General features: G+C 69.4%; 15 protein-coding genes. 6 read left to right on the forward strand and 9 right to left on the reverse strand.

From position 1 onward, the window contains the following. Nucleotides 1–20: 20 nt before the first annotated feature. The 8 genes from AC07OZ_RS10655 to AC07OZ_RS10690 form a co-directional block, all read right to left on the reverse strand. Nucleotides 21–863: an N-acetylmuramoyl-L-alanine amidase gene (locus AC07OZ_RS10655; protein WP_495467105.1), complete on the reverse strand. Its 843-nt coding sequence runs from the start codon at nt 861–863 to the stop codon at nt 21–23. Beyond that, complete coding sequence (locus tag AC07OZ_RS10660) at nt 860–1,876, reverse strand: N-acetylglucosamine kinase (protein ID WP_495467106.1); 1,017 nt, start codon at nt 1,874–1,876, stop codon at nt 860–862. Before AC07OZ_RS10660 ends, AC07OZ_RS10655 begins: the two co-directional genes overlap by 4 nt. Before the next feature lie 211 nt (nt 1,877–2,087). Beyond that, complete coding sequence (locus AC07OZ_RS10665) at nt 2,088–4,538, reverse strand: TonB-dependent receptor (RefSeq protein ID WP_495467107.1); 2,451 nt, start codon at nt 4,536–4,538, stop codon at nt 2,088–2,090. Nucleotides 4,539–5,152: 614 nt separating this feature from the next. Beyond that, nucleotides 5,153–6,688, reverse strand: a complete 1,536-nt coding sequence (locus tag AC07OZ_RS10670) for a glycoside hydrolase family 10-like protein (RefSeq protein ID WP_495467108.1) — start codon at nt 6,686–6,688, stop codon at nt 5,153–5,155. A gap of 35 nt (nt 6,689–6,723) precedes the next feature. Further along, entirely contained in the window at nt 6,724–7,887 is a 1,164-nt protein-coding gene (locus tag AC07OZ_RS10675; protein ID WP_495467109.1) for an acyltransferase family protein, read from the reverse strand. After that, nucleotides 7,884–9,200, reverse strand: coding sequence for an MFS transporter (locus AC07OZ_RS10680; protein WP_495467110.1), 1,317 nt, complete (start codon nt 9,198–9,200; stop codon nt 7,884–7,886). The genes AC07OZ_RS10675 and AC07OZ_RS10680 overlap by 4 nt, the downstream gene beginning before the upstream one ends. A gap of 90 nt (nt 9,201–9,290) precedes the next feature. Beyond that, nucleotides 9,291–10,184 (reverse strand): N-acetylmuramic acid 6-phosphate etherase, encoded by an 894-nt coding sequence (locus AC07OZ_RS10685; RefSeq protein ID WP_495467111.1) that lies wholly within the window; start codon nt 10,182–10,184, stop codon nt 9,291–9,293. 127 nt (nt 10,185–10,311) lie between these two features. Beyond that, the gene (locus AC07OZ_RS10690; RefSeq protein WP_495467112.1) at nt 10,312–11,727 is read right to left on the reverse strand and encodes a hypothetical protein; all 1,416 of its coding nucleotides are present in this window, start codon (nt 11,725–11,727) and stop codon (nt 10,312–10,314) included. Nucleotides 11,728–11,827: 100 nt separating this feature from the next. Between AC07OZ_RS10690 and AC07OZ_RS10695 the strand changes: the two genes are divergently transcribed. From AC07OZ_RS10695 to AC07OZ_RS10705, 3 genes are all read left to right on the forward strand, one after another. Beyond that, on the forward strand, nt 11,828–13,036 hold the full coding sequence (locus AC07OZ_RS10695; protein ID WP_495467113.1) for a phospholipase A: 1,209 nt from the start codon (nt 11,828–11,830) through the stop codon (nt 13,034–13,036). 107 nt (nt 13,037–13,143) lie between these two features. Beyond that, nucleotides 13,144–13,407 (forward strand): hypothetical protein, encoded by a 264-nt coding sequence (locus tag AC07OZ_RS10700; RefSeq protein WP_495467114.1) that lies wholly within the window; start codon nt 13,144–13,146, stop codon nt 13,405–13,407. Between the two features lie 206 nt (nt 13,408–13,613). Next, nucleotides 13,614–14,972: an MATE family efflux transporter gene (locus AC07OZ_RS10705; protein WP_495467115.1), complete on the forward strand. Its 1,359-nt coding sequence runs from the start codon at nt 13,614–13,616 to the stop codon at nt 14,970–14,972. 8 nt (nt 14,973–14,980) lie between these two features. Here AC07OZ_RS10705 and AC07OZ_RS10710 read toward each other — a convergent pair whose 3' ends face one another. After that, entirely contained in the window at nt 14,981–16,009 is a 1,029-nt protein-coding gene (locus AC07OZ_RS10710; protein WP_495467116.1) for an Abi family protein, read from the reverse strand. A 406-nt stretch (nt 16,010–16,415) separates the two neighbouring features. On the opposite strand from AC07OZ_RS10710, the gene AC07OZ_RS10715 reads away from it, so the two are divergent. From AC07OZ_RS10715 to AC07OZ_RS10725, 3 genes are read left to right on the forward strand one after another with little or no spacing between them, the layout of a single operon-like run. Further along, a complete protein-coding gene (locus tag AC07OZ_RS10715) occupies nt 16,416–17,015 on the forward strand; it encodes a response regulator (RefSeq protein ID WP_495467117.1) in 600 nt (199 codons plus the stop codon). Continuing rightward, nucleotides 17,012–19,450, forward strand: a complete 2,439-nt coding sequence (locus AC07OZ_RS10720) for a penicillin acylase family protein (protein WP_495467118.1) — start codon at nt 17,012–17,014, stop codon at nt 19,448–19,450. Before AC07OZ_RS10715 ends, AC07OZ_RS10720 begins: the two co-directional genes overlap by 4 nt. Further along, complete coding sequence (locus AC07OZ_RS10725) at nt 19,447–20,319, forward strand: hypothetical protein (RefSeq protein WP_495467119.1); 873 nt, start codon at nt 19,447–19,449, stop codon at nt 20,317–20,319. The genes AC07OZ_RS10720 and AC07OZ_RS10725 overlap by 4 nt, the downstream gene beginning before the upstream one ends.

The following is a 20,319-nucleotide window of genomic DNA, read 5'->3' on the forward strand; positions in this document are numbered from 1 at the left end:
ACGGGGTCAGCCGGGAGCCATCAATACTCTGAACGCGGACGGCTGTCCGCCGGCAGCGGCTTCTTCATCAGCATGCCGCCGGGCGTCGTGACGACCTCGAGCAGCGCGGCGGTCTCGGCGTCCATGTTCCCGGAGAAGTCGGCCGGCCGGTACTTCATCTGGAAGGTGCTGATCACCTCGCGCGTGGCCGTGTCCAGCAGGCCGGTCTGCGGCGTCTGGTACCCCACCTGCGCCAGCCGCTTCTGGAACCAGACGGCATCCGGCACCGGGGCGACTTGGTAGATCGCCTGCTTGATCTGGACCTGCGCGGCGTCGGGCCAGGCGATCAGGCCGGCGTCCGCGAGCTGCTTCCACGGGAACGCCGGACCCGGGTCCTGCTTGCGGCCCGGCGCGATGTCGTTGTGGCCGAGGATGCGGTCCGAGCGGATGCCCTGGCGCGCGACGATCTCCTTGACCAGCTTGATCACGTCGTCGATCTGTTCCTGCGGATACGGCGCGTAGACGCGGCCCATCGGCGTCTCGGTGAAGCCCGGGTTCACGATCTCGATGCCGATCGAGGCCGAGTTCAGGTTGGTCGCGCCGCCCCAGTAGCTGACGCCGCCGTGCCAGGCGCGGCGGTTCTCGTCGACCAGCTGGTAGACCTTGGAGGGCTTTTCCTGCACCAGGTAGTGGGCCGAGACCTTGCCGCCGGTGGTCAGCACCTTCATCGACTTGTCGAAGTCGAGCACCGTGTAGTGGAGGATCAGGAACTGCGCGCGGCTGTCCTGGTTCTCGGAGACATGGGTGCGATCGATCTGCAGCGTCGGCGTGGCGCAGGCCGCCAGCAGCGCGGCGGCGGCGAGGGTCAGGAGCTTGGTTTTCATGAGGCGAGCGCGGCCCGCCTCGCGGCGGCCAGGGCGGTGTCGGGTTGATGAACGGTGAGGGACAGGTCTTGCGGCAGGGCGTCGCGCAGGCCCGATTCGATGGCGGGATGCAATTGCAGCACACGTCCGGCGGCGCTGACGGGACGCACGCCCAGCCGGCGCACCAGGGCCAGCGGCAGCCGGGCGAGTTCGCGGCCGGCGCGATGCAGCAGGGTCAGGGCGTCGGCGTCGCCGTCCGCCGCGGCGCGTGCGACGGCCAGCGCCAGGCGGCCGATCGAGCCGCGGCGTGCCGCGCTGTCGCCGCCGTACATGAAGGCGCGCGTCGTCGGCCAGTCGGGGCCGCCGAGCTCGTCGAAGAGATGTCGCGCGAGCGGGGATTCGTTCCACGCGCCGGGGGATTCGTCCTCGCGGCGCCAGACCAGCGCGAGCGCCTCGCGCGCGATCCACTGGCCGCCGCCTTCGTCGCCCAGCAAGGGGCCGCGGCCGCCGGCGCGATGCAGCGAACCGGCCTCGTCGATGAAGGCCGCGATCGCGCCGGTGCCGGCGTAGACCAGGTAGCCCTCGCCGGGTCGGAACAGCGCATGCCAGGCTTGCGCGATGTCGCTGTCGCACTGGATCTGCGCCGGGGCCAGACCCAGCTGCTGGGCGAGCAGCGCGCGCAGTTGCCGGCCGGCGGGGCCATCCGGTTCGCCGAGTCCGGTGATGCCGGCCTGCAGCCCGTGCAGCGCGCCGGGCGCCGCGTGCGACAGCACGGCGGCGGCGAGCGATTGCAGCGTCTGCGCCAGCACGACGCGTCCGGCGCTGGTGTCCAGCAGCAGCGCACTGAAGCCGCCGACCTCGCCGCGTGCGACGAGGCTGCCGTCGGGTCGGGCCAACGCCCAGCGTGTCTGCGTGCCGCCGGCGTCCAGGCCCAGTCCCAGCGATCCTGACGCGGCACCCGCGCGGGCCGGCACGGCACGGTCGGTGCGGTCGTGCTCGAGGGGTTGGTCGGTGACGGAGGGCGTGGGACTCATGGCGGCGTTGGCGCGCGGAGCTTACGAGGGGCACCGGGCGTTCGCCATTGTCAATGCGCGTGGCAGGTATGAGTCAGGCTCATGGGAAGGAGAGGGTCAGGCATCGCTTCACCGTGGGTCGCGATCGCCCCAGTGATCGGACGAAAAAAAACCGCGCCGGGAAGGGCGCGGTTTCCATGCGGAGCGGCCGTGGCCGCTTCGGTGCGTCGACTTAGAAGTCGGCGCTCAGATTCATCGACACGAAGCGCGGGGCGCCCAGGTAGTAGAAGACCGTGCTGGCCGTCTGGTTGTAGGTCGTGCCGCCGAGCTTCGGATACGCCTGGGCATTGACCACCGTGCCCGAGCTCGGGTTGCGGTACTGGGCGTTGCCGATGTTGCTGACGTTCAGGCGCAGCTGGATGTTCTTCAGCCAGTCCTGGACGTTGCCGAAGTTGTAGCCGGCGTCGACGTCGCCGGTCCAGTATGCCGGCACTTCCTCGTCGTTCATCAGCGTGGCCTGTTGCTTGCCGGTGCGCTTGACCTTCAGGCGGGCGTAGAACGGGCCGTAGGTGTACTGCACCGAACCGCCGAGGATCATGTCCGGCGTCAGCGTCATCTTGTTGCCCTTGGTGGGCAGGAAGACCTGTTGACCGTTGACGACGGAGACCGGCAGGTCGTCCTTCACCTTGCTCTTCTGCAGGGTCAGCGAACCGTAGGCGGAGAAGCCCTTGAACGTGCCCGAACCGACTTCCATTTCCAGGCCGTGGGTCTTCACGCGGCCGATGTTCGTGTACACGCTGTTCAGCGTGTTCGGATCGTAGGCGTTGCCTTGGCGGTCCTTGAAGTCCACGTTGAACACCGTCGCCGACAGCGAGATGTCCTTGGTCTGGAAGCGGTAGCCGAGGTCGGTGTTGATCGAGGTCTCGGCCTTGGGAGCCAGGCGCAGGGTGGCGACGTTGTTCGCGACGTTCACGTTCGAGCCGGTGAACGCGAAGTTCGGCGGCGCGCGGAAGTTCTTCGCGACGTTCACGAAGACCTGCTGGCTCGGCGTGAGCTGGTAGCGGACGCCGACCTGCGGCAGGAACTCGCTGTAGGACTTCTCGAAGTTGTAGTCCGCCGTCACGCCTTCGTTGGCGAAGTTCTTGACGTCACGCTTCACGTACGGGGTGCGGAAGCCCAGCATCAGCAGGCCCTTGTCTTCGGCGAACGACCAGTTGTCGTTGGCGTAGAACTGGCCGGAGGTGCTGATGGTCTCCCAGTCGCGGCCCTGATAGCGGCTGCCGTCCGGACGCAGGATGTAGCTGCTGTTCAGCCAGACGCTGGACAGCTCGCCCGAGTCGCTCACGCGCACGGCCGGCTGGGTCTGCTTGTGGCTGGCGCGCTCGATCCAGACACCGGCCTTCAGCGCGTGGTCGCCCATCTGCGTGTTGATTTCGGTGGTCAGGCCGGGGCGCATGGTGCGGGTCACCGAGGCGCGGCCGACGATCAGGGTGTCGAGCGTGTCGCCGTCACCGTTCAGGTCCTGGCTGACCTTGGCGCCGGTGGCCGGGTTCAGGAAGGTGTTGGTTTCCGACAGGGTGGTCTGTTGCACGCCACCGTTGCCGAAGCCGTACCACAGGTAGGGCTGGACCTTCAGGTAGGTGTTCTCGGCGACCTTGAACGAACCCGAGACCGACACGATGGCGTTCTCGAACGGGTTGTTGGCCAGCTTGTAGTACGCCGGCGACGGCAGGTAGCCCGAGGCGCCTTCGTTCTGGGCCGTGCCCTTGACCGGGGTCAGGTGGCCGGGGAACTTCGTCGAGAAGTCGAAGTTGTAGCCGTTGGCCTTGAGCTGGGCCAGGCTGATGCTGTTGATGTTGTTGTTGATCGCGCGGTTGTAGAGCACCGAGCCCAGGATCACGTTGTCCTGGTTGATGTCCCAGCGGAACGCCGCGTCGATGTGGTCCTTCTTGGCCTGGCCGTCGCCCTTCCACTTGTCAGCCTCGGTGTGCGAGTAGCTGACGAACACCTTGGCGCTGTTGTTGAGGAAGCGGCCGGTGTCGTAGCGCAGGAAGGTGCGGGTGTAGCGCAGTTCGCCGAGGCCCTGGCTGACGCGGATGCGCTGCTTGTCTTCCGGGTCGCAGCTGGTGACGGTGATGTTGCCGCCCGTGGCGCCGGCGTTGGGCGAGTCCACGTCCGGGGTGCCTTGCGCCAGCGACTGGGTGCAGAGGTTTTCCTGGTCCGCGTATTCCTGCGGGTAGACGGCGTAGCCGCCCGAATCATTGACGGGCACGCCGTTGATGATCATGCCCATCTGGTCGGAGTTGAAGCCGCGGACCGTGAGGCCGCCGCCGAACAGGCCGGTGCCGTCGTAGTTGAAGGTGTTCACGCCCGGCAGCAGGGCCAGCGCCTGGAACGGGTTGCCGGAGGAGCGGTCCTTGTCGATCGCCTCGCGGGTGACGGTGGAACGGCTCTTGGCCGTGTCCTCGTTCAGCATCTGGCCGGCGGCCAGCTTGCCGCCGCTGCCCACGATCGTGATCGTGCCCAGACGGACCTTGTCTTCCTTGGCGCGCGGCGCGCCGTCATCGGCGGACGTGTCGGCGTCCTTCTTGGCTTCCTGGGCCATGGCCGGCATGACGGCGACCAGTGCCGCGGCGGCTGCCAAGGCGGTTTTGCGGAAACCCGACCAATTCTTCTGATTCATTCCTGCGCTCCTGTGCGACGAGACCAAACTGAACTAACAACTGAAATCCTGGTGCGGCTGGGGAAGGCTTCCCGCCCTTCCGTTGGCAGATTCCTCGCGCAACCGTTTTCGTCTGCCGAAGTCATCAACTTCGGAAGCTCGCAAACGTTTTACGTTGGTTTTTCCGGCCCAGGAAAACATCCTTGGCCAGGCTCTGCTCGTACCAGCCCGCCTGTGTCGGGGAACCGTCTTGACGCGGCTCCTCCTTCATCTGAAGCAAAAAGCCTACCAGTCGAGACAGCCCCCAGCAATGCGGCCAAATCCGCCGTGCGGGGGGCTTTCCGCGTTGACGGGCCCTGTTGCTGGGCGGATTCCGGGAGTCCCGGCACCCGCCTCGGCGATGCACGGCCGTGAGTCTCTTTGCCGGATGTTGTGGGTTTGTGACAAGGAATGACAGGGGCGCCGGCGCTTTCCCACCTGTTTGTCGCACGCGACGGAACGGGCGGACCCCGCCCGGAAATGGGCTCTTCCGGACTATTCGCGCACCACGGTGATACAGGGTTTCCACGGAGCTGGGGTGCGCCCCGGCGCTGACCCGTCGTTGCGCGGAATCGACAGTTTTGAGTCGGTCGCGTTCAACTTGAGAACGTCGTCCGGGGCCCCTCGCGGTTGATCGCGTTGACTGCGCTGGCGCTCAGCAGCCAGCCGTCGCCCACGGGGCCGAGGTCGCCGTCCGGGCCCACGAGGTCGAAGAGCCAGGGCGAGTCGGCGCGCCGCGCGTCGCGTTTCCACAGCGCAAAGGCACGGGGCGGAGCGCCCTCCCGGGCGGACAGCCGCAGGTGGCCGTCGGCCAGGCGCTCCAGCGCGACGACTCCACAGGCAGGGGCGGTCAGCCACGGCGTTTCCGGCGGCAGGGCGGGGTGGAGGTAAGCGCCGGCTCGCAAGGTATCCGCGATGTTCCGGCGGTTCTTCAACAACGCGACCATGCTGAAGTGCAGGTGTCCGCCCGTGGGCGGCGCGGTGCGCATGAGCTCGATCTGCGCCGGGATCTCGTCGGCCGGCCAGCCTTCAGCCTCGTTGGCGGCACGGCTCGTGAACAGGCCCGGCCAGACGTGCCGCCCCAAAGGATTGACGCCCTGCCAGGCGCGCATCAGCGGCTCGAAGGCCTGCGGCTTCTGCGCCCGTGGCCAGTAGAGCTGCGGCGCCACGTAGTCGAGCCATCCCATCGCCATCCAGTGCTCGACGTGGGCGTAGAGCTTGTCGTATTGCGAGAACCCGATGATGCCCGCAGGACGCAGGTCCGGCCGCGGCAGGCCGAACGGGCTGATGCCGACGCGCGCGGTGGGGCGCAACTCGCGGACCAGCTCGTACATCCGCCGCACCAGCTGGTCGACGTTGTCCCGCCGCCAATCCGCGCGCGACAGCGTGCCGCCGCCGTGCAGATAGCGCAGCCAGCTGGCGTCGTCGGGGAAGTCGATGTCCTGCTTGGCCGCGTCCTGGACCGGGTAGGGATAGAAGTAGTCGTCGATGTGCAGACCGTCGACCGCGTAACGGGTGAGCAGGTCGCGGCAGACGGCCAGCGTGTGGTCCGCGGCGGCCGGCTCGCCCGGATCGATCCAGAGCTGGTCGCCGTACTTCTTCACCCACTCCGGCCGGGTGCGGCTCAGGTGCGTGGCGGCGGCGGCCGACTTGCCGCCGCTCTGCTTCGCGCGGTACGGGTTCAGCCAGGCGTGCAGCTCGAGGCCGCGCGCATGCGCCTGCGCGATCCACAAAGCCAGCGGGTCGTAGCCCGGCCCCTGGCCTTGCACGCCGGAGAGGTACTCGCTCCACGGCTCCAGCGTCGAGCGGTACAGCGCATCCGCGCTGGTGCGCACCTGCAGCACGATCGCGTTCAGGCGCAGCGCGCGGGCGCTGTCGAGGATCGCGTGGATCTCGGCGATCTGCGCGGCGTCGCTCAGCCCGCGGCGGCTCGGCCAGTCGATGTTGGCGACGGTCGCGACCCAGGCGGCACGGAACTCGCGCGGCGCCGGCGGCGGGTCGTTGTCAGGGCCGGGGCCAGGCAGCGCCGGCAAGGCCTGGGGCGGGGCGCTGCCGCAGCCCGTGAGCGTCGTGCCCAGGGAACCGAGCACCGGTGCGGCCAGGGCCGCGGTCATCCACTGTCGTCGTCGCATCGAGGGCTCTCAGCTGGCGGCGCCGCAGGGGCCGCTCACACTTTCACGATCCAGCCGCGCCGCCACATCGCCCACGCGATGCCGTAGAACACCGCGACGAAACCGACGGCGAACAGCAACGACGCGAAACGTGGATCCACCGGCAGCGCGCGCAGCGGCGCGACCAGCCAGGCCTTGAGCGTGACACCCTCGGCGACATGGATCAATCCGAGCAGCCGGGCCACCACGCCCGACAGCGCGAACAGGAACAGCGCGTTCACACCGAACACCACCAGCGGGTGGACGCGCCGCGCCATCGCGTCACGCATCCGCGGCAGGGGCGCGGCATCGAGCAGCCAGTAGAACACGCCGAACACGAGGCATCCCCAGCCCGTCGTGAGGAAAACGAAGGCGGGGGTCCAGAGATTCTTGTTGATGGGCAGCGTCCAGGCGTCGAGCACCTGCGCGATCCAGAGGCAGGCAAGACCCGACACCATGAACCAGGTCGCCTTCTCGCCGGGATCACGGCCACGTAGCGCCAGCCAACGTCCCGCGAGCAGGCCGGCGATCTGGCTCGCGACGGCGGGCAGGGTGCTCAGCAGGCCTTCGGGGTCCCAGGTCTTGCTCTTCGCCCACAGATGGCCGATAAGCAGCGTCCGGTCCAGCCACGCGCCGACGTCCTCGCCCGGCTGCAGCGAGCCGCGATGCCAGACGCCCTGCGCGTCCGGCACGGCGACAAAGGTCTGCACCAGGCCGTAGCCGAGCAGCAGGCCGATGAACCACGCCAGCTGGGCACGCCATCCGCACCACAGCGCGATCGGCGCGACGAGGATCGTGATCAGTCCCAGCCGCTGGAGCACGCCGGGGATGCGCAGCGTCTCGAAGTGGAAGAACGGGAAGAGGTTCAGCGCCAGCCCGATGAGGATGATCGTCGCCCCGCGACGCCACATGTGGCGCAGCAAGGCGGGGCGATCGGCGGCCTGACCGCGGCGGGCCAGGCTGAAGCTCATCGAGATCCCGCTGATGAAGACGAAGAACGGGAAGATCCAGTCGGTGAAGGTCCAGCCGTGCCACTCGGCATGCTCAAGCGGCGCGTAGAGCTGCGACCAGTCGCCCGGATTGTTGACCAGCAGCATGGCTGCGATGGCGAAGCCGCGGAAGGCGTCGAGCGACAGCAGGCGGTCGCCGCCGTGGCCGCCGCCGGTCGTGGACGCGCTCATGCGCCGGGCTCCTTGCGGCCGAAGTTCTCGGGGACCTGGATGAGCGCCGTCATGACCAGCGACGGGATCGTCGCGATCAGCACCCACGCGAAGAAGTGCGGGTAGCCGAGGTGGTCCTGCAGCCAGCCGCTCCACATGCCCGGCAGCATCATGCCCAGCGCCATGAAGCCGGTGCAGATCGCATAGTGCGCGGTCTTGTGGGCGCCCTCGGCGACCAGGACCATGTACATCAGGTAGGCCGTGAAGCCGAGCCCGTAGCCGAACTGCTCGACCGCCAGCGCCGCGCTGATGACGGCGAGGCTGCCCGGGTGCGCATAGGCCATGACCAGGAACACGACGTTGGGCAGGTGCATCGCGAGCACCAGCGGCCAGAGCGCCTTCTTCAGTCCGACGCGCGAGATGACCCAGCCGCCCAGCAGCCCGCCCAGCGTCAGCGCGATCAGGCCGACCGTGCCGTAGGCGATGCCGACCTGCTTGTTGGTCAGCGCAAGGCCGCCCTTGTCCAGCGGGTCGAGCAGGAAGGGCGTGGCGAGCTTCAGCAACTGCGCTTCGGGAAAACGGTAGAGCAGCAGGAAGCCCAGCGTCACGGCGAGACCGGGCTTGCGGAAGAACGCCGCGAAGATCCGGAAGAACGTGCCCGGTTCACGCTGGTCGCGAGGGAGGGGCACATCGACGGCCGGGCGCGGCAGGCGCCACAAGTGCCAGGCCGCGAGCAGCATGAAGGCGCCCGCGAGGACCGCCATCACGCCCTGCCAGGCGAGCACCCAGCTGTCGCCTCGGTCGTGCAGTTCACCGGCCAGCCAGACGAGCCCGCCCTGACCGCCGATGTTGGCGACGCGATAGAACGTCGACCGTACGCCGACGAAGGCGGCCTGCTCATGCTTCTCCAGCGCGAGCAGGTAGAAGCCGTCGGCGGCGATGTCGTGCGAGGCCGAGGCGAACGCCATCAGCCAGAGCACGGCGAGCGACATCTGGAAGGCGCGCTCCATCGGCAGCGTCAGCGCCACCATCGCCAATGCCGCGCCGACGGCGAATTGCAGCGTCACGACCCATAGACGTTTCGTGCCCAGCATCTCGACCAGCGGCGACCACAGCGGCTTGATCACCCAGGGCAGGTAGAGCCAGCTGGTGTAGAGCGCGATGTCGGTGTTCGAGATCTCCAGGTTCTTGTACATGATGACCGACAAGGTCATCACGACCACGTACGGCATGCCCTGCGCGAAGTAGAGCGTGGGCACCCAGCGCCAGGGGCTGGGTGCGCCGCCGGTGCTGCGCGCGTTGTCGGAACTCGGGGATTCGGGAGAGGCGGACATGAGCCTCAGTGTCGATGCAAACGGTGCGGGGCTTGCATCGGGGATTGCAGCGCTTGCGTGCGAGGACTGTGCGAGCGCCGCGCGGAGGGCTCAGCGATCGGCCAGCGCGCCGCGCACGTCGCCGGCGTTTCGCGCGAGCAGGGCCTGGGCGTCGGCGGCATCGAGCTGGCGCAGCAGCATCACGGTCGCGGTCTTCACGTGGAAGCCGCATTGGTCGAGCGCCGCGCGCGCGGCAGACTCGTCGGCGCCGGCGGCGCGCATCGTCAGCGCGACGGCACGCCGGACCAGCTTCGCGTTGGTGGCCTTCATGTCCACCATCAGGTTGCCGTAGACCTTGTGCAGCTTGACCATCAACGCGCTGGAGAAACTGTTCAGCGCGATCTTCTGCGCGGTGCCCGCCTTCAGACGCGTGCTGCCGGAGATCACCTCGGCGCCGGTGTCGAGCAGGACCGGATGCTCGCTCGCGGCCAAGACCGCCGCGCCCGGGTTGTTGGCCATCGCGATCGTCAGGCAGCCGGCGGCGCGGCCCGCGGCCAGCGCGCCCAGCACGTAAGGCGTGTGGCCCGAGGCGGCAATGCCGATCAGCACGTCGTCGGGCGTCGGCGCGAGCGCCTCGATGTCGCGGCGGCCCTGGGGCTCGTCGTCCTCGGCGCCTTCGACGGCGACGAACATCGCGCCTTCACCGCCCGCCAGCACGGCGACGGCACGCTCACGCGGCCAGGAGAACGTGGGCACCAGCTCGACGCTGTCCAGCACGCCCAGCCGGCCGGAGGTTCCGGCGCCGGCATACAGCAGCCGGCCACCCGCCGCGATGCGCGGCAATGCCGCGTCCACCGCCGCTGCGAGCGCGGGCGCCGCCGCCCGCACCGCTTCCACCGCCGACCGCTGGTCGTCGATGAAGACCTCCATCAATCGGGCACTGTCGTACAGGTCCAGGTCCTGGTGGTCGGCGCTGGGGGTTTCGGTCTTCAAAGGATGGGACATGGGTCGGCCAGGGCGGAAGGGGAGGCCCGCAAGGTGCGGCCTACTCTAGTGGGCCGATTCCTACTCTGCCAATGAAACGGGGCGGGCGCGCCATAACCCACGGTAATCACGCCCTGCTCGTGCCTCGTCAGCGTCCGTTCGTGCGGGCCTCGGCTTCGAGCACGGCCTGGATCACTTCCGCCAGGGCCACCGGTGTGGGCGCGGCGTCCAGCTCGATCAGCACCATGTAGCCGCGGTCGCGTCCTTGCGCGGTGAAGGCCTGGAGCAGGGCGATCTGGTCGCTGTGCACCATCACACCCTCCGGGGACCAGTACTCCATCGCCACCAGGCAGCCGTCCGACGGCGTGCCCGGGTAGTAACGGCTGCCGGCGTAGTAGCGCGGATCGATGGTGCTGCCGTGCATCAGCATCTCGTCGCGCCCCGCGCGGCCGGCCAGCCAGGCTTCCTGCAACGGCGCGTAGTCGCGCCACGACGCGGGCAGCAGGGCCCGGTACCGGTCCAGCGACCAGGCGGGTTCGTTCGGGCCGGGGGCGCGTTGCTCGTACTCGGCGACGCTCGCTTCGCCGGGCACCTTCGTGTGCAGGTACGGAGTGGGGCCGATCCAGATGTTGGAGGCCGCGCGGCCCGCGCCCTGGATCGTGAACAGCCCCTGCGGCGTGTTGCCCAGCGTGATCGTGCCGGGCAGGCCGCTGCTCGAGAGCGCCAACTGCTCGATGTTGAACAGGCCGCCATCGGGACGCCGCACGAAGCGGCCATCGGCCTGGCGCACCAGGGCCAGGCCCATCTGCTGCCGGCCCGGCCGCTGGAAGCTGAACACGACGGGCGACCCCGGACGGATCGCGAGCAGGTCGGCCAGCGGCGGCCGCGCACTCTGCGGCACGCCTTGCGCGGTCGAGACCGCCTGGGCGAGGGCTTGCAGGCGCGGCTCGTCGCGGTCGCGCTGGGCGAGCTGGGACTGGATCAGTGCCAGGTCTGAAGGCTGGCGCGTCTGCATCAGCGCGTAGGCGGCGATCGCGAATTCGCGCGGCGTGGCCAGGCGCGGCAGCAGCGGGCGCAGCAACGGGGCGGCGTCGACCGCATAGAGCGTGTACGCCGCCGTGAGCAGCGGACGCTGGATGTCGGCTGGCTGGCCGTCCAGCGCGGGCAGCGCGGCGAGCAGCGCCGGGCGGGCGGTGTCGATCTCGGCCCGGTAATGGGCGACGAGCCGCAAGGCCTGCGCGAACTCGCGCAACGCGGCGCCGTCCTGCGGCGCGGCCAGCGCCTGCGCGGATGCGGTCCGGATGCGGGTGCGGTCGGTGCTCCAGCGTTCCTGGGCCTGGACGGTGGTGCCGACCGTCGAGCGGAACTGCGCCGGCCGCAGCGCCTGCAGGGCTGCGGGGCTGAACGGGCCGCCGGGCGTCGGCTCGGAGGCGGGGGCGGGCGTCCGGGGCAGTTGCGAGCAGGCGGCCAGCAGCAGCGGCGCGGCCAGCGCGGCCCAGCGGGGCCAGGACTTGCCGGCGGCGATGAGGCCGGGGGCGAGGGCGACGGAAGGGGGCGTCTGCATGGTGGCCGATTCTAGGGAGGGTGCTGCTGGCAACTTATGCCGATCGCCCCCGGGAACGCTGTTTGCACTCGACGCCCCGACTGAACAAGGGCTTAACGAGATGCTGTCCATCAGGGAGTTCCGCCGCCGCCTGGCCGTGGCGATGACATGGGCCGCCGCCTTGCTGGCGGCGCTCATCGCGGCCATGCCGCAGGACGTGTCCGCGCAGGTCGCGGCCTTGCCGGCCGAGAACCCCGCGATGTCGGCGGCCTCGTCGGCGAAGACACCGGCCGACTGCGCCGCGATCCGCGACAACGATGCGCGCCTGGCCTGCTACGACCGCTTGAGCGGCCGGGCGCCGGACGCGCCTCCGCCGTCGGCCGCGGCCCAGGTCCGGCTCCAGCCGGTGCCGGCCGCCTTGCCGGTGGCAGCCGCGGCGAGTTCGCCGCGCGTCGACGACCCCTGTTCGCGCTTGCCGGAGGCTTCCGGCAGTGCCCGCAACTACCTGGGCTCGACGCTGTCGGAGCGCTGGGAGCTGTCCTGCCGCGATCAGATGCCGCGCTTCCTGCCGCGCCCGCACCGGCCGGTCTACCTGCTGCCGGTGTCGTGGACCACGCGGTCGAACCGCACGCCGGGGCCCGCGTCGTCCGAGAGCCCGGACAACGGCGTGGTCCAGGCGCTGGACCTGGACAAGAACGAGGCCAAGTTCCAGATCAGCCTGAAGTCCAAGATCTGGGCACTCGACGACCACGGCACCTTCTCCGTGTGGGGCGCGTACACGCAGAACTCGCGCTGGCAGGTCTACAACGGGCGCGAGTCGCGGCCCTTCCGCGAGACCAACTACGAGCCCGAACTCATCCTGACGCACGGGACCGACGTGGGCCTGCCGTTCGGGTGGAAGGCCAGCATGGTCGGGCTGAGCTTCAACCATCAGTCCAATGGCCGGGCGGTGCCGCTGTCGCGCAGCTGGAACCGGGTGATCGGCGAGCTGAGCCTGGAGCGCGGCGAGACCACGGTGAGCCTGCGTCCCTGGTGGCGCATCCTCAACACGGGCAGCGACGACAACCCGGGCATCCAGGACTACATCGGCCGTGGCGAGGTGCTGGTGACGCAGAAGCTGGGCCGGCACGTGCTGGCCGTGACGGCGCGGCACAGCCTGAAGGGAGGCGACCGCTCGCGCGGATCGGCGCAACTGGAGTGGGCCTTCCCCATCGGCGGCGGGCTGCACGGTTACCTGCAGCTGTTCAGCGGCTACGGCGAGAGCCTCATCGACTACAACTTCCGCGAGTCCCGGATCGGGCTGGGCGTGTCGGTCGTCGAATGGCGCTGATCGGACCGCGCTGATCCCTCTTCCTGGCGTCGCGATTCGATGAATATGGCGCACGGGTCGGGGCAGTCCCCATCGCCAGCCGGTGGCGGCTGGACTAGGCTGCGCTGATGTCCGCATTCATCGACACCTGTGAGATCTGGGTGGTGGTCTACCGCCTGGACGCGCGCGACCGGCAATGGGTCCGCGCGTTGCCGCCCATCGCGGAGGCGCAGGTGCGCGCGCTGCTGCTGGAAGAACTCGACGAGCTCTACGGCGCGCGGTCGGAGCTGGTATCGCTGCGCCGGGCCGAGGATGCCGAGCGCGCCACGCTGATGGCCGGCGGTCTGCCCATGTGCCCGGTCACCACGCCGCCCGCACCTTCGGCAGGTTGAGCGGGTCGATGCCCGCGGGCGATCGCTGATCGCCCGCCGCGGTGGCGGCGAAACCACAGACCCCCGGCGTCCTTCCCGCGCCGTCACGGGTTCATGTCGGTTTCATCGCGGTTACGGCCCCCGGCCCGAGGGCATCACGAGAGAATTCCGCGCGTCGTGTCCTCCGCTGTCAGCGGCGGCGCGGACCTGCCTGCCGCCGCTGCCTGATGTCCTCCTCTCCGAATTCCCTCCCGACCCCGCGCCTGTTCGCGCTGGCCTGGCCGCTGTTCCTCGAGCTCTGCCTGGGCATCGCCATCGGGGTGATCGGGACGATGTTGGCGGCGCGGATCTCCGACCCCGCCGGTGCCGCGTTCGCGCTGGCCAACCAATTGGCGGCGACGCTGTTCATCCTGTTCCGCATCATCGGCGCCGGCATCAGCGTGGTGATCACGCAGGCCTTGGGCGGCGGGCGTCGTGCGGTGGCCGACGCGACGGCGCGGGCAGCGCTCGGCGCGAGCACCTGGCTGGGCGGCTTCACGGCGCTGATGGCGCTGCTGTTCGCGGGCCCGCTGCTGCGCCTAATGAACGCGCCGGCGGAAGTGCTGCCGTTGTCGCAGCCTTTCCTGATGGCGCTGGCGCCGGCCATGATGCTCGACGCCTGGAACGCGTCGATGGCGAGCGTGATGCGGGCGCATCTGCGCAGCCGCGACACCTTGATGGTGCTCGTGGCGATGCAGGTGGCGCAGCTGCTCTTGTCGATCACGCTGATGCCGCAGCTCGGCCTGCCGGGCTTCGCGGTCGCGTTGGCGGTGAGCCGGGCGTTCGGGCTGACCCTGCATGTGTGGCTGTGGCGCGCGCGGCTGGACCTGCGGCCGAAGGCCTCCGACTGGTGGCGCCTGCCGCGCGCCGAGTTGGCGGGTGTGCTGCACATCGGCCTGCCCGGCGCGGCGGAGAACATCGCCTACCGGCTCGCCTACATGGTGAGCGTGGCGATCGCGGGGCACCTCGGCGCGTCCGCGCTGGCGGCGCACAGCTACACGTCGCAGTTGATGTACTTCGTGCTGCTGCCGGGGCTGGCGACGGGCTTCGCGGCGGAGATCGTCGTCGGGCACCTGATCGGCGCGGGGCAGCTGCACGAGGCGCACCGGCTGGTGCGGCGCGCGCTCGCGCGCGGGCTGATGATCAGCGTGGTGGTCGCGGCCGGCGCGGCGGCGGCCTCGCCGTGGTTGCTGCAGATGTTCACGCACGACCAGAAGATCCTCGCGAGCGCCGTGGTGCTGATGTGGATCACCGTGATCCTGGAGCCGGGGCGGACCTTCAACCTCGTCGTCATCAACGCGCTGCGCGCGGCGGGCGATGCGAAGTACCCGGTGATGGTGGGCGCGGGATCGATGCTGCTCGTGCTGGCCGGCGGCAGCTGGCTGCTGGGCGAGGTGCTGGGGCTGGGCCTGGTGGGGCTGTGGATCGCCTACGCCGCCGACGAGTGGATCCGCGGCCTGCTGATGTGGCGCCGCTGGGCGCGGCTGGGCTGGGTGCCGCAGGCGAGGGCGGTGCACCGCCGGTTGAGGGCAGCGCGCGTGCCTTGAGCGGCAGCTCAGTCCTTCCACAAGGCGAGCGTCTCCCAATTCGCTGGAAAACCCGCCGAATGCAGCGACAGCGCCGGTGATGCAGGGAACGATCGCGTCAGCATCTTGAGTTGCACATGCCAAGCCGAGCGCGGCGTAATGGCGCGGATCATCGACTGCATGCAGCAGAGGGTGCCGAAGAGCCGCTTCCTGGCGAACTCGTCGAGATGTAGAAATGCCAGATCTCCACTTTCGGAGGGCGTGGGGAGCAGCGGTGCCATGACATTGGTTCGATTCCACAGGCGGGCATGATGGGCGGCTCGGTTCCTGGTCAGGTTGAAGGCGTGGAGCCAGGATGTGAGCACGCCGGGATGGCTTACCTGAAACCGGCGCGCGAGCGCTCGCCGGTCACGATGCTGCAGGCCTGCCACGAGCCGGGAGAGCAGTCCGAATTCGAGGATTTCGAGCGCAGCCCAAACGGGCATGCGGGCGCCATAGTGCAGGCGGTGATGTTCAACCAGGTCCTCTTTTGACCGCGCGAAAAGCAGGTCGAACCTCTGCAGCCACTCGTCGTGTGCGGAGATCTGTCCCGGCAATGCATTCGTGAATCGGCCATCGAGCAGCGCGCGATTGCGATGCGCCTCAACATCGAGCTTGCCGAGTTGCTCCGCGACTGACGCCCTTACGGCGATCTCGATGAGTTCGAGGCCTTGCAGCACGAGCAGCCGAAGGGCCTTGTCGAATTCTGCGAGTTGAACCACCAGCGGAAACGTGGCGCCGGGCTTGAATTGCCGGGCTGTCGGGTGGCTATCGGCTCGCGCCACCTTCAGTGCATGGGCGTATCCGGAGAAGCGGTAGTAGCCCAGTTGGCTCAGTGATGCGCGCGCGGACTGCTCATCGTCAATCTCGAGCCCTCGGGATCGAAGCAATTCAATCTGCTGACAGGTGGTGGCGAAAGGCTTGAGGGCACGCGCCACCGGTCCAGAAATGAAGGCCCCCACGTGACGCACCGCGCTTTCGCCGGGGACAGAGGTGGGGGACGTATTGGGGTGAATCATAGCGAGCCCCCAGAACTTCGGAATCGCACAAATGAGTAGGAATTCATCGTGCGGCCCTCGTGCGTGTCGAGCCGTTCGTTCGACGGAGGCGAGAGCATCGGAGGGGTGTCGGCGGCCAACAATCGCAAAAACTGGTGGACCTTCGCGCGGCGTGGCGCCGATGCGAATCGAGTCAAGTCGAACGGCGGAGGAGCAGGCGAGCCCGACCTCAGGCCGGAAGTCACGCAAGCCCCTGGATGCGGGGACGGCGCCACAAGCGGCTGTGGCGCGAGCGCATCGGCCCCATGAACGCGGCAGCGGCTCGTCGGGTGTCATCCACCGGCCATCCATCGAGAGGGCTTTTCCTCTACAGTGACGCCCCTTGACCGTGTAGCGTGCCCGGTTTGGGGAGGAGTCGGAGAGCCGAATGCCGTTTGATTTGCCTGAGACCCTGCAGCCGTTCCTGTTGCCGCTGCTGATCGTCGTTCCGTTGGCGATCCTGATCATCATCATCACGGTGCGCCGCGGCGACTACCGTGACTTCGACGCGTCGCCGCCGCCCACGCCGCGTCCGCTGCCGCCCGTGCCGGCCGCCACCCCCGCCGTGCCCCCGCCGGCGCCGGCCGTGGCCGGCGTCGCACCCGAGCGCCTGCCGCTGCTGGTGGTCGACGATTCCGCCGTGGTGCGCGCCAAGCTGCTGAAGCTGTTCAGCGACGCCGGCCATGAGGTCGTCGCCGCGCGCGACGGCGTCGAGGCGATGGAGCTGCTCGGCCAGACCCGCTTCGGCGTGCTGATCACCGACCTCGAGATGCCCAACATGGACGGCTTCGAGCTGATCAAGGCGGTGCAGGGCGCCCTCGCCACGGAGGACCTGCCCATGATCGCGATCACCGGCCACGAGGAGCTGCATGCGCGACTGCATCAGATCCAGGGGCTGTACGGCATGTTCCACAAGCCCTGGAACGACCGCGAGCTGATCAAGCGCGTCGAGGCGCTGTCCCACCTGCGCCCACCGGTCCGCCCATGAGCGTCGGTCGCTGGCTCAGGCGCGGCGCGGTCACGCTCGCCGTGCTCGTGGCCATCGGCGCCGCGGGCGCGGCCTGGCATGTCCACAAGAAGCTGCCGGTGCGCGACGGCGAGCTGCAGCTCTCCGGCCTGAGCGCCCCGGTCACCGTCCGCTACGACGAATGGGGCGTGCCCCACGTCGATGCCCGCAACGAGGACGACCTCTACCGCGCGCTCGGCTACCTGCATGCGCAGGACCGGCTGTTCCAGATGGAGATGCTGCGCCGGCTGTCGCGCGGCGAACTGGCGGAGGTGCTGGGCCCGAAGCTGGTCGAGACCGACCGCCTGTTCCGCACGCTCGGCATCCGGCAGCGCGCCGATGAACTGGCGGCGGCCTCGTCGGCGATCACCGCGCAGCCGGGCGCGGTCCGCGCGTTGTACGCCTACCTCGACGGCGTCAACCAATACCAGGCCACGCGACCCGCGCCGCTGGAGTTCGAGATCCTCGGCATTCCGAAGCGCCCGTTCACGGCGGCGGACACCTACAGCATCGCGGGGTACCTGGCCTACAGCTTCGCGGCGGCCTTCCGCACCGAACCGGCGCTGACGGCGGTGCGCGACCAGCTCGGGCCGGACTATCTGCGCATCTTCGATCTCGCGTGGCATCCGAAAGGCGCGCTGGAGCCGCAGGCGCTGAATGCGCCGCGATCGCCCGGGGCGCCGAGCCCGTCTGACCGTCGCTTCGCCGACGTGGCGCCGATGCTGGCGCGGCTGGCCGAGGTCAGCGGCCGCGCCGCGGAGCTCGCGGGCCTGCCGCAGTTCGAAGGCAGCAACGCCTGGGTCGTCTCCGGCAGCCGCACGGCCAGCGGCAAGCCGCTGCTCGCGGGCGATCCGCACATCGCGTACTCGACGCCCGCCGTGTGGTGGGAAGCGCATCTGCGCACGCCGCAGTTCGAGCTCTACGGGCATCATCTCGCGCTCAATCCGATGGCGCTGCTGGGGCACAACCAGCGCTTCGGCTGGAGCCTGACGATGTTCCAGAACGACGACGTCGACCTGATCGCCGAGAAGGTCAACCCGGAGAATCCGAACGAGGTCTGGATCAAGGACCGCTGGGTGCCGATGACGTCGCGCCAGGAGGTGCTCAAGGTCAAGGGGCAGCCGGACCAGGTGCTGACGCTGCGCCGATCGCCGCACGGCCCCATCGTCAACGACGCGATCCCGGGCGACCGCGGCGAGCGCCCGGTGGCGATGTGGTGGGCCTTCCTGGAGACCGAGAACCCGGTGATCGACGGCTTCTACAAGCTGGGCCGCGCGGACACGCTGGACCGGGCGCGCGAAGCGGTCAGCCTGATCCACGCGCCGGGCCTGAACGTGGTCTGGGCCAACGCGGCCGGCGACATCGCCTGGTGGGCCGCGGCGAAGCTGCCGATCCGGCCCGAGGGCGTGAACCCGACCTTCGTGCTCGATGGCGCGACGGACGAGGCCGACAAGCCCGGGTTCCTGCCCTTCTCCGCGAATCCGCACGAGGAGAATCCGGCGCGCGGCTACATCGTTTCCGCCAACTTCCAGCCGGCGGGCGACACGCCGGTGCCGGGCTACTACAACCTGGCCGAGCGGGGCATCCGCCTCGACGCGCTGTTGAACCAGGGCAAGCGCTGGGACATCCACAACAGCCAGGCGCTGCAGCTCGACGTGCAGACCGACTACGGCCCGCGCGTGCTGCGGCCGATCATCCCATTGCTGCGCGGCTCGGCCTCGGCCGAGGAGCAGTCGCTGGTCGAGGCGCTGGTGCGCTGGAACGGCGCCTACAAGGCCGACGCCGTGGCGCCGGTGCTGTTCCAGCAGTTCGCGGCGGAACTGCTGCGCGCGGCGATGAAGGACGAACTGGGCGACGCGCAGTTCGAGAACCTGCGCCGCACGCGCGCGCTGGATCAGGCGCTGCCGAAGCTGACGGCGGACACCGACTCGCCCTGGTGGGACGACCGCTCGACGCCGCAGCGCGAGACGCAGACGGACATCGTGCGCCGTGCCTGGAAGGCGGCGGTCGCGCACCTGAGCATGACGCTCGGGCCCGACAGCACGGCCTGGCGCTGGGACAGCGTCCACACGCTGACGCACGAACATCCGCTGGGCAAGCAGAAGCCGCTCGACAAGCTGTTCAACGTCGGCCCGTTCCCGGTGCCCGGCGGCCACGAGGTGCCCAACAACCTCGCGCAGCGCAACGGCAGCGCGCCGTGGGGCGTGGTCTACGGGCCGTCGACGCGACGGCTGATCGACTTCGCGCGGCCGCAGGAGGCGCTCGGCGTCAACCCGGTGGGACAGAGCGGCGTCTGGCCGGATGCGCATTACAGCGATCAAGCCGAGCTGCTGGCCAAGGGGCAGTACCGCCGCGAGTGGTTGAACGAATCGGACGTGCAAGCACACTCCCGCGGGATGCTGATCCTCAAGCCATGAACGCGATGCGAGTGACCCGCGCGATTGCTGCGGCAGTCGTGATGTCGAGCGCATGGGCCGCGATGCCGGCGCTCGCCGTCGAGTTGCCGAAGCCCGCCGAGCTCAGCCGACAGCTGAGCCTGCAGGCGGACAGCAGCAAGGAAAAGAGCGCGGACAAATCGTCGACGCGGAACGGCGCCGCGGTGACGGTCGCCGTCCTCGAGCCCCATCTGATTCGCGACGGCCGCATGCCTGAAGTGCGTTATGTCGGTTTTCCGGCGGATGCCGTGCTGACGGCGGTGCTCGGGAAGGGCTGGCGGGCGCCAGGTCAGGAGCTCGAGTTCCGCGCGCTGGATGGCTTCGTCTCCCGCATCCCGGTGGAGCGCTTCGCGCAGCATCGCGCGTGGCTGGTGCATGCACGCGCCGACGGGCAGGCCTTCCAGGTCGACAACCATCTGCAGGGCGAGAAGCAGGTTCCGCTCGGTCCCTTCTATCTGGTCTGGGACAACCGCGGGTCGAAGGCCTTGCAGGCCGAGGGCGGCGCACTGTGGCCGTACCAGGTCGCGTCGGTGAGCGTGGGACCGTCCTCGACGCGCGCGCTGTTGCCCGGCGGCCTGGCGGCGAAGTACGCCGATGCGGCGGACCTCGCCCGCACGCACTGCCTGAGCTGCCACCGCATTCGCGGCTATGGCGGCGACAAGATGCCGCTGGACCTCGACGTGGTCGTCCAGGGTTATGACGCCGCGGCGTGGAAGCGCTGGCTGCTCGACCCCGCCGCGGTGCGACCCGGCACGACGATGCCGCCGCTGTCCGAAGCGATGACGGCGGCCGATCGCGCGGCGATCGCGCAGCGGCTCTACGACTACCTGCGGGCGCTGCCCGCGCGCTGA

This window comes from Roseateles sp. GW821-FHT09G03, from assembly GCF_059416045.1.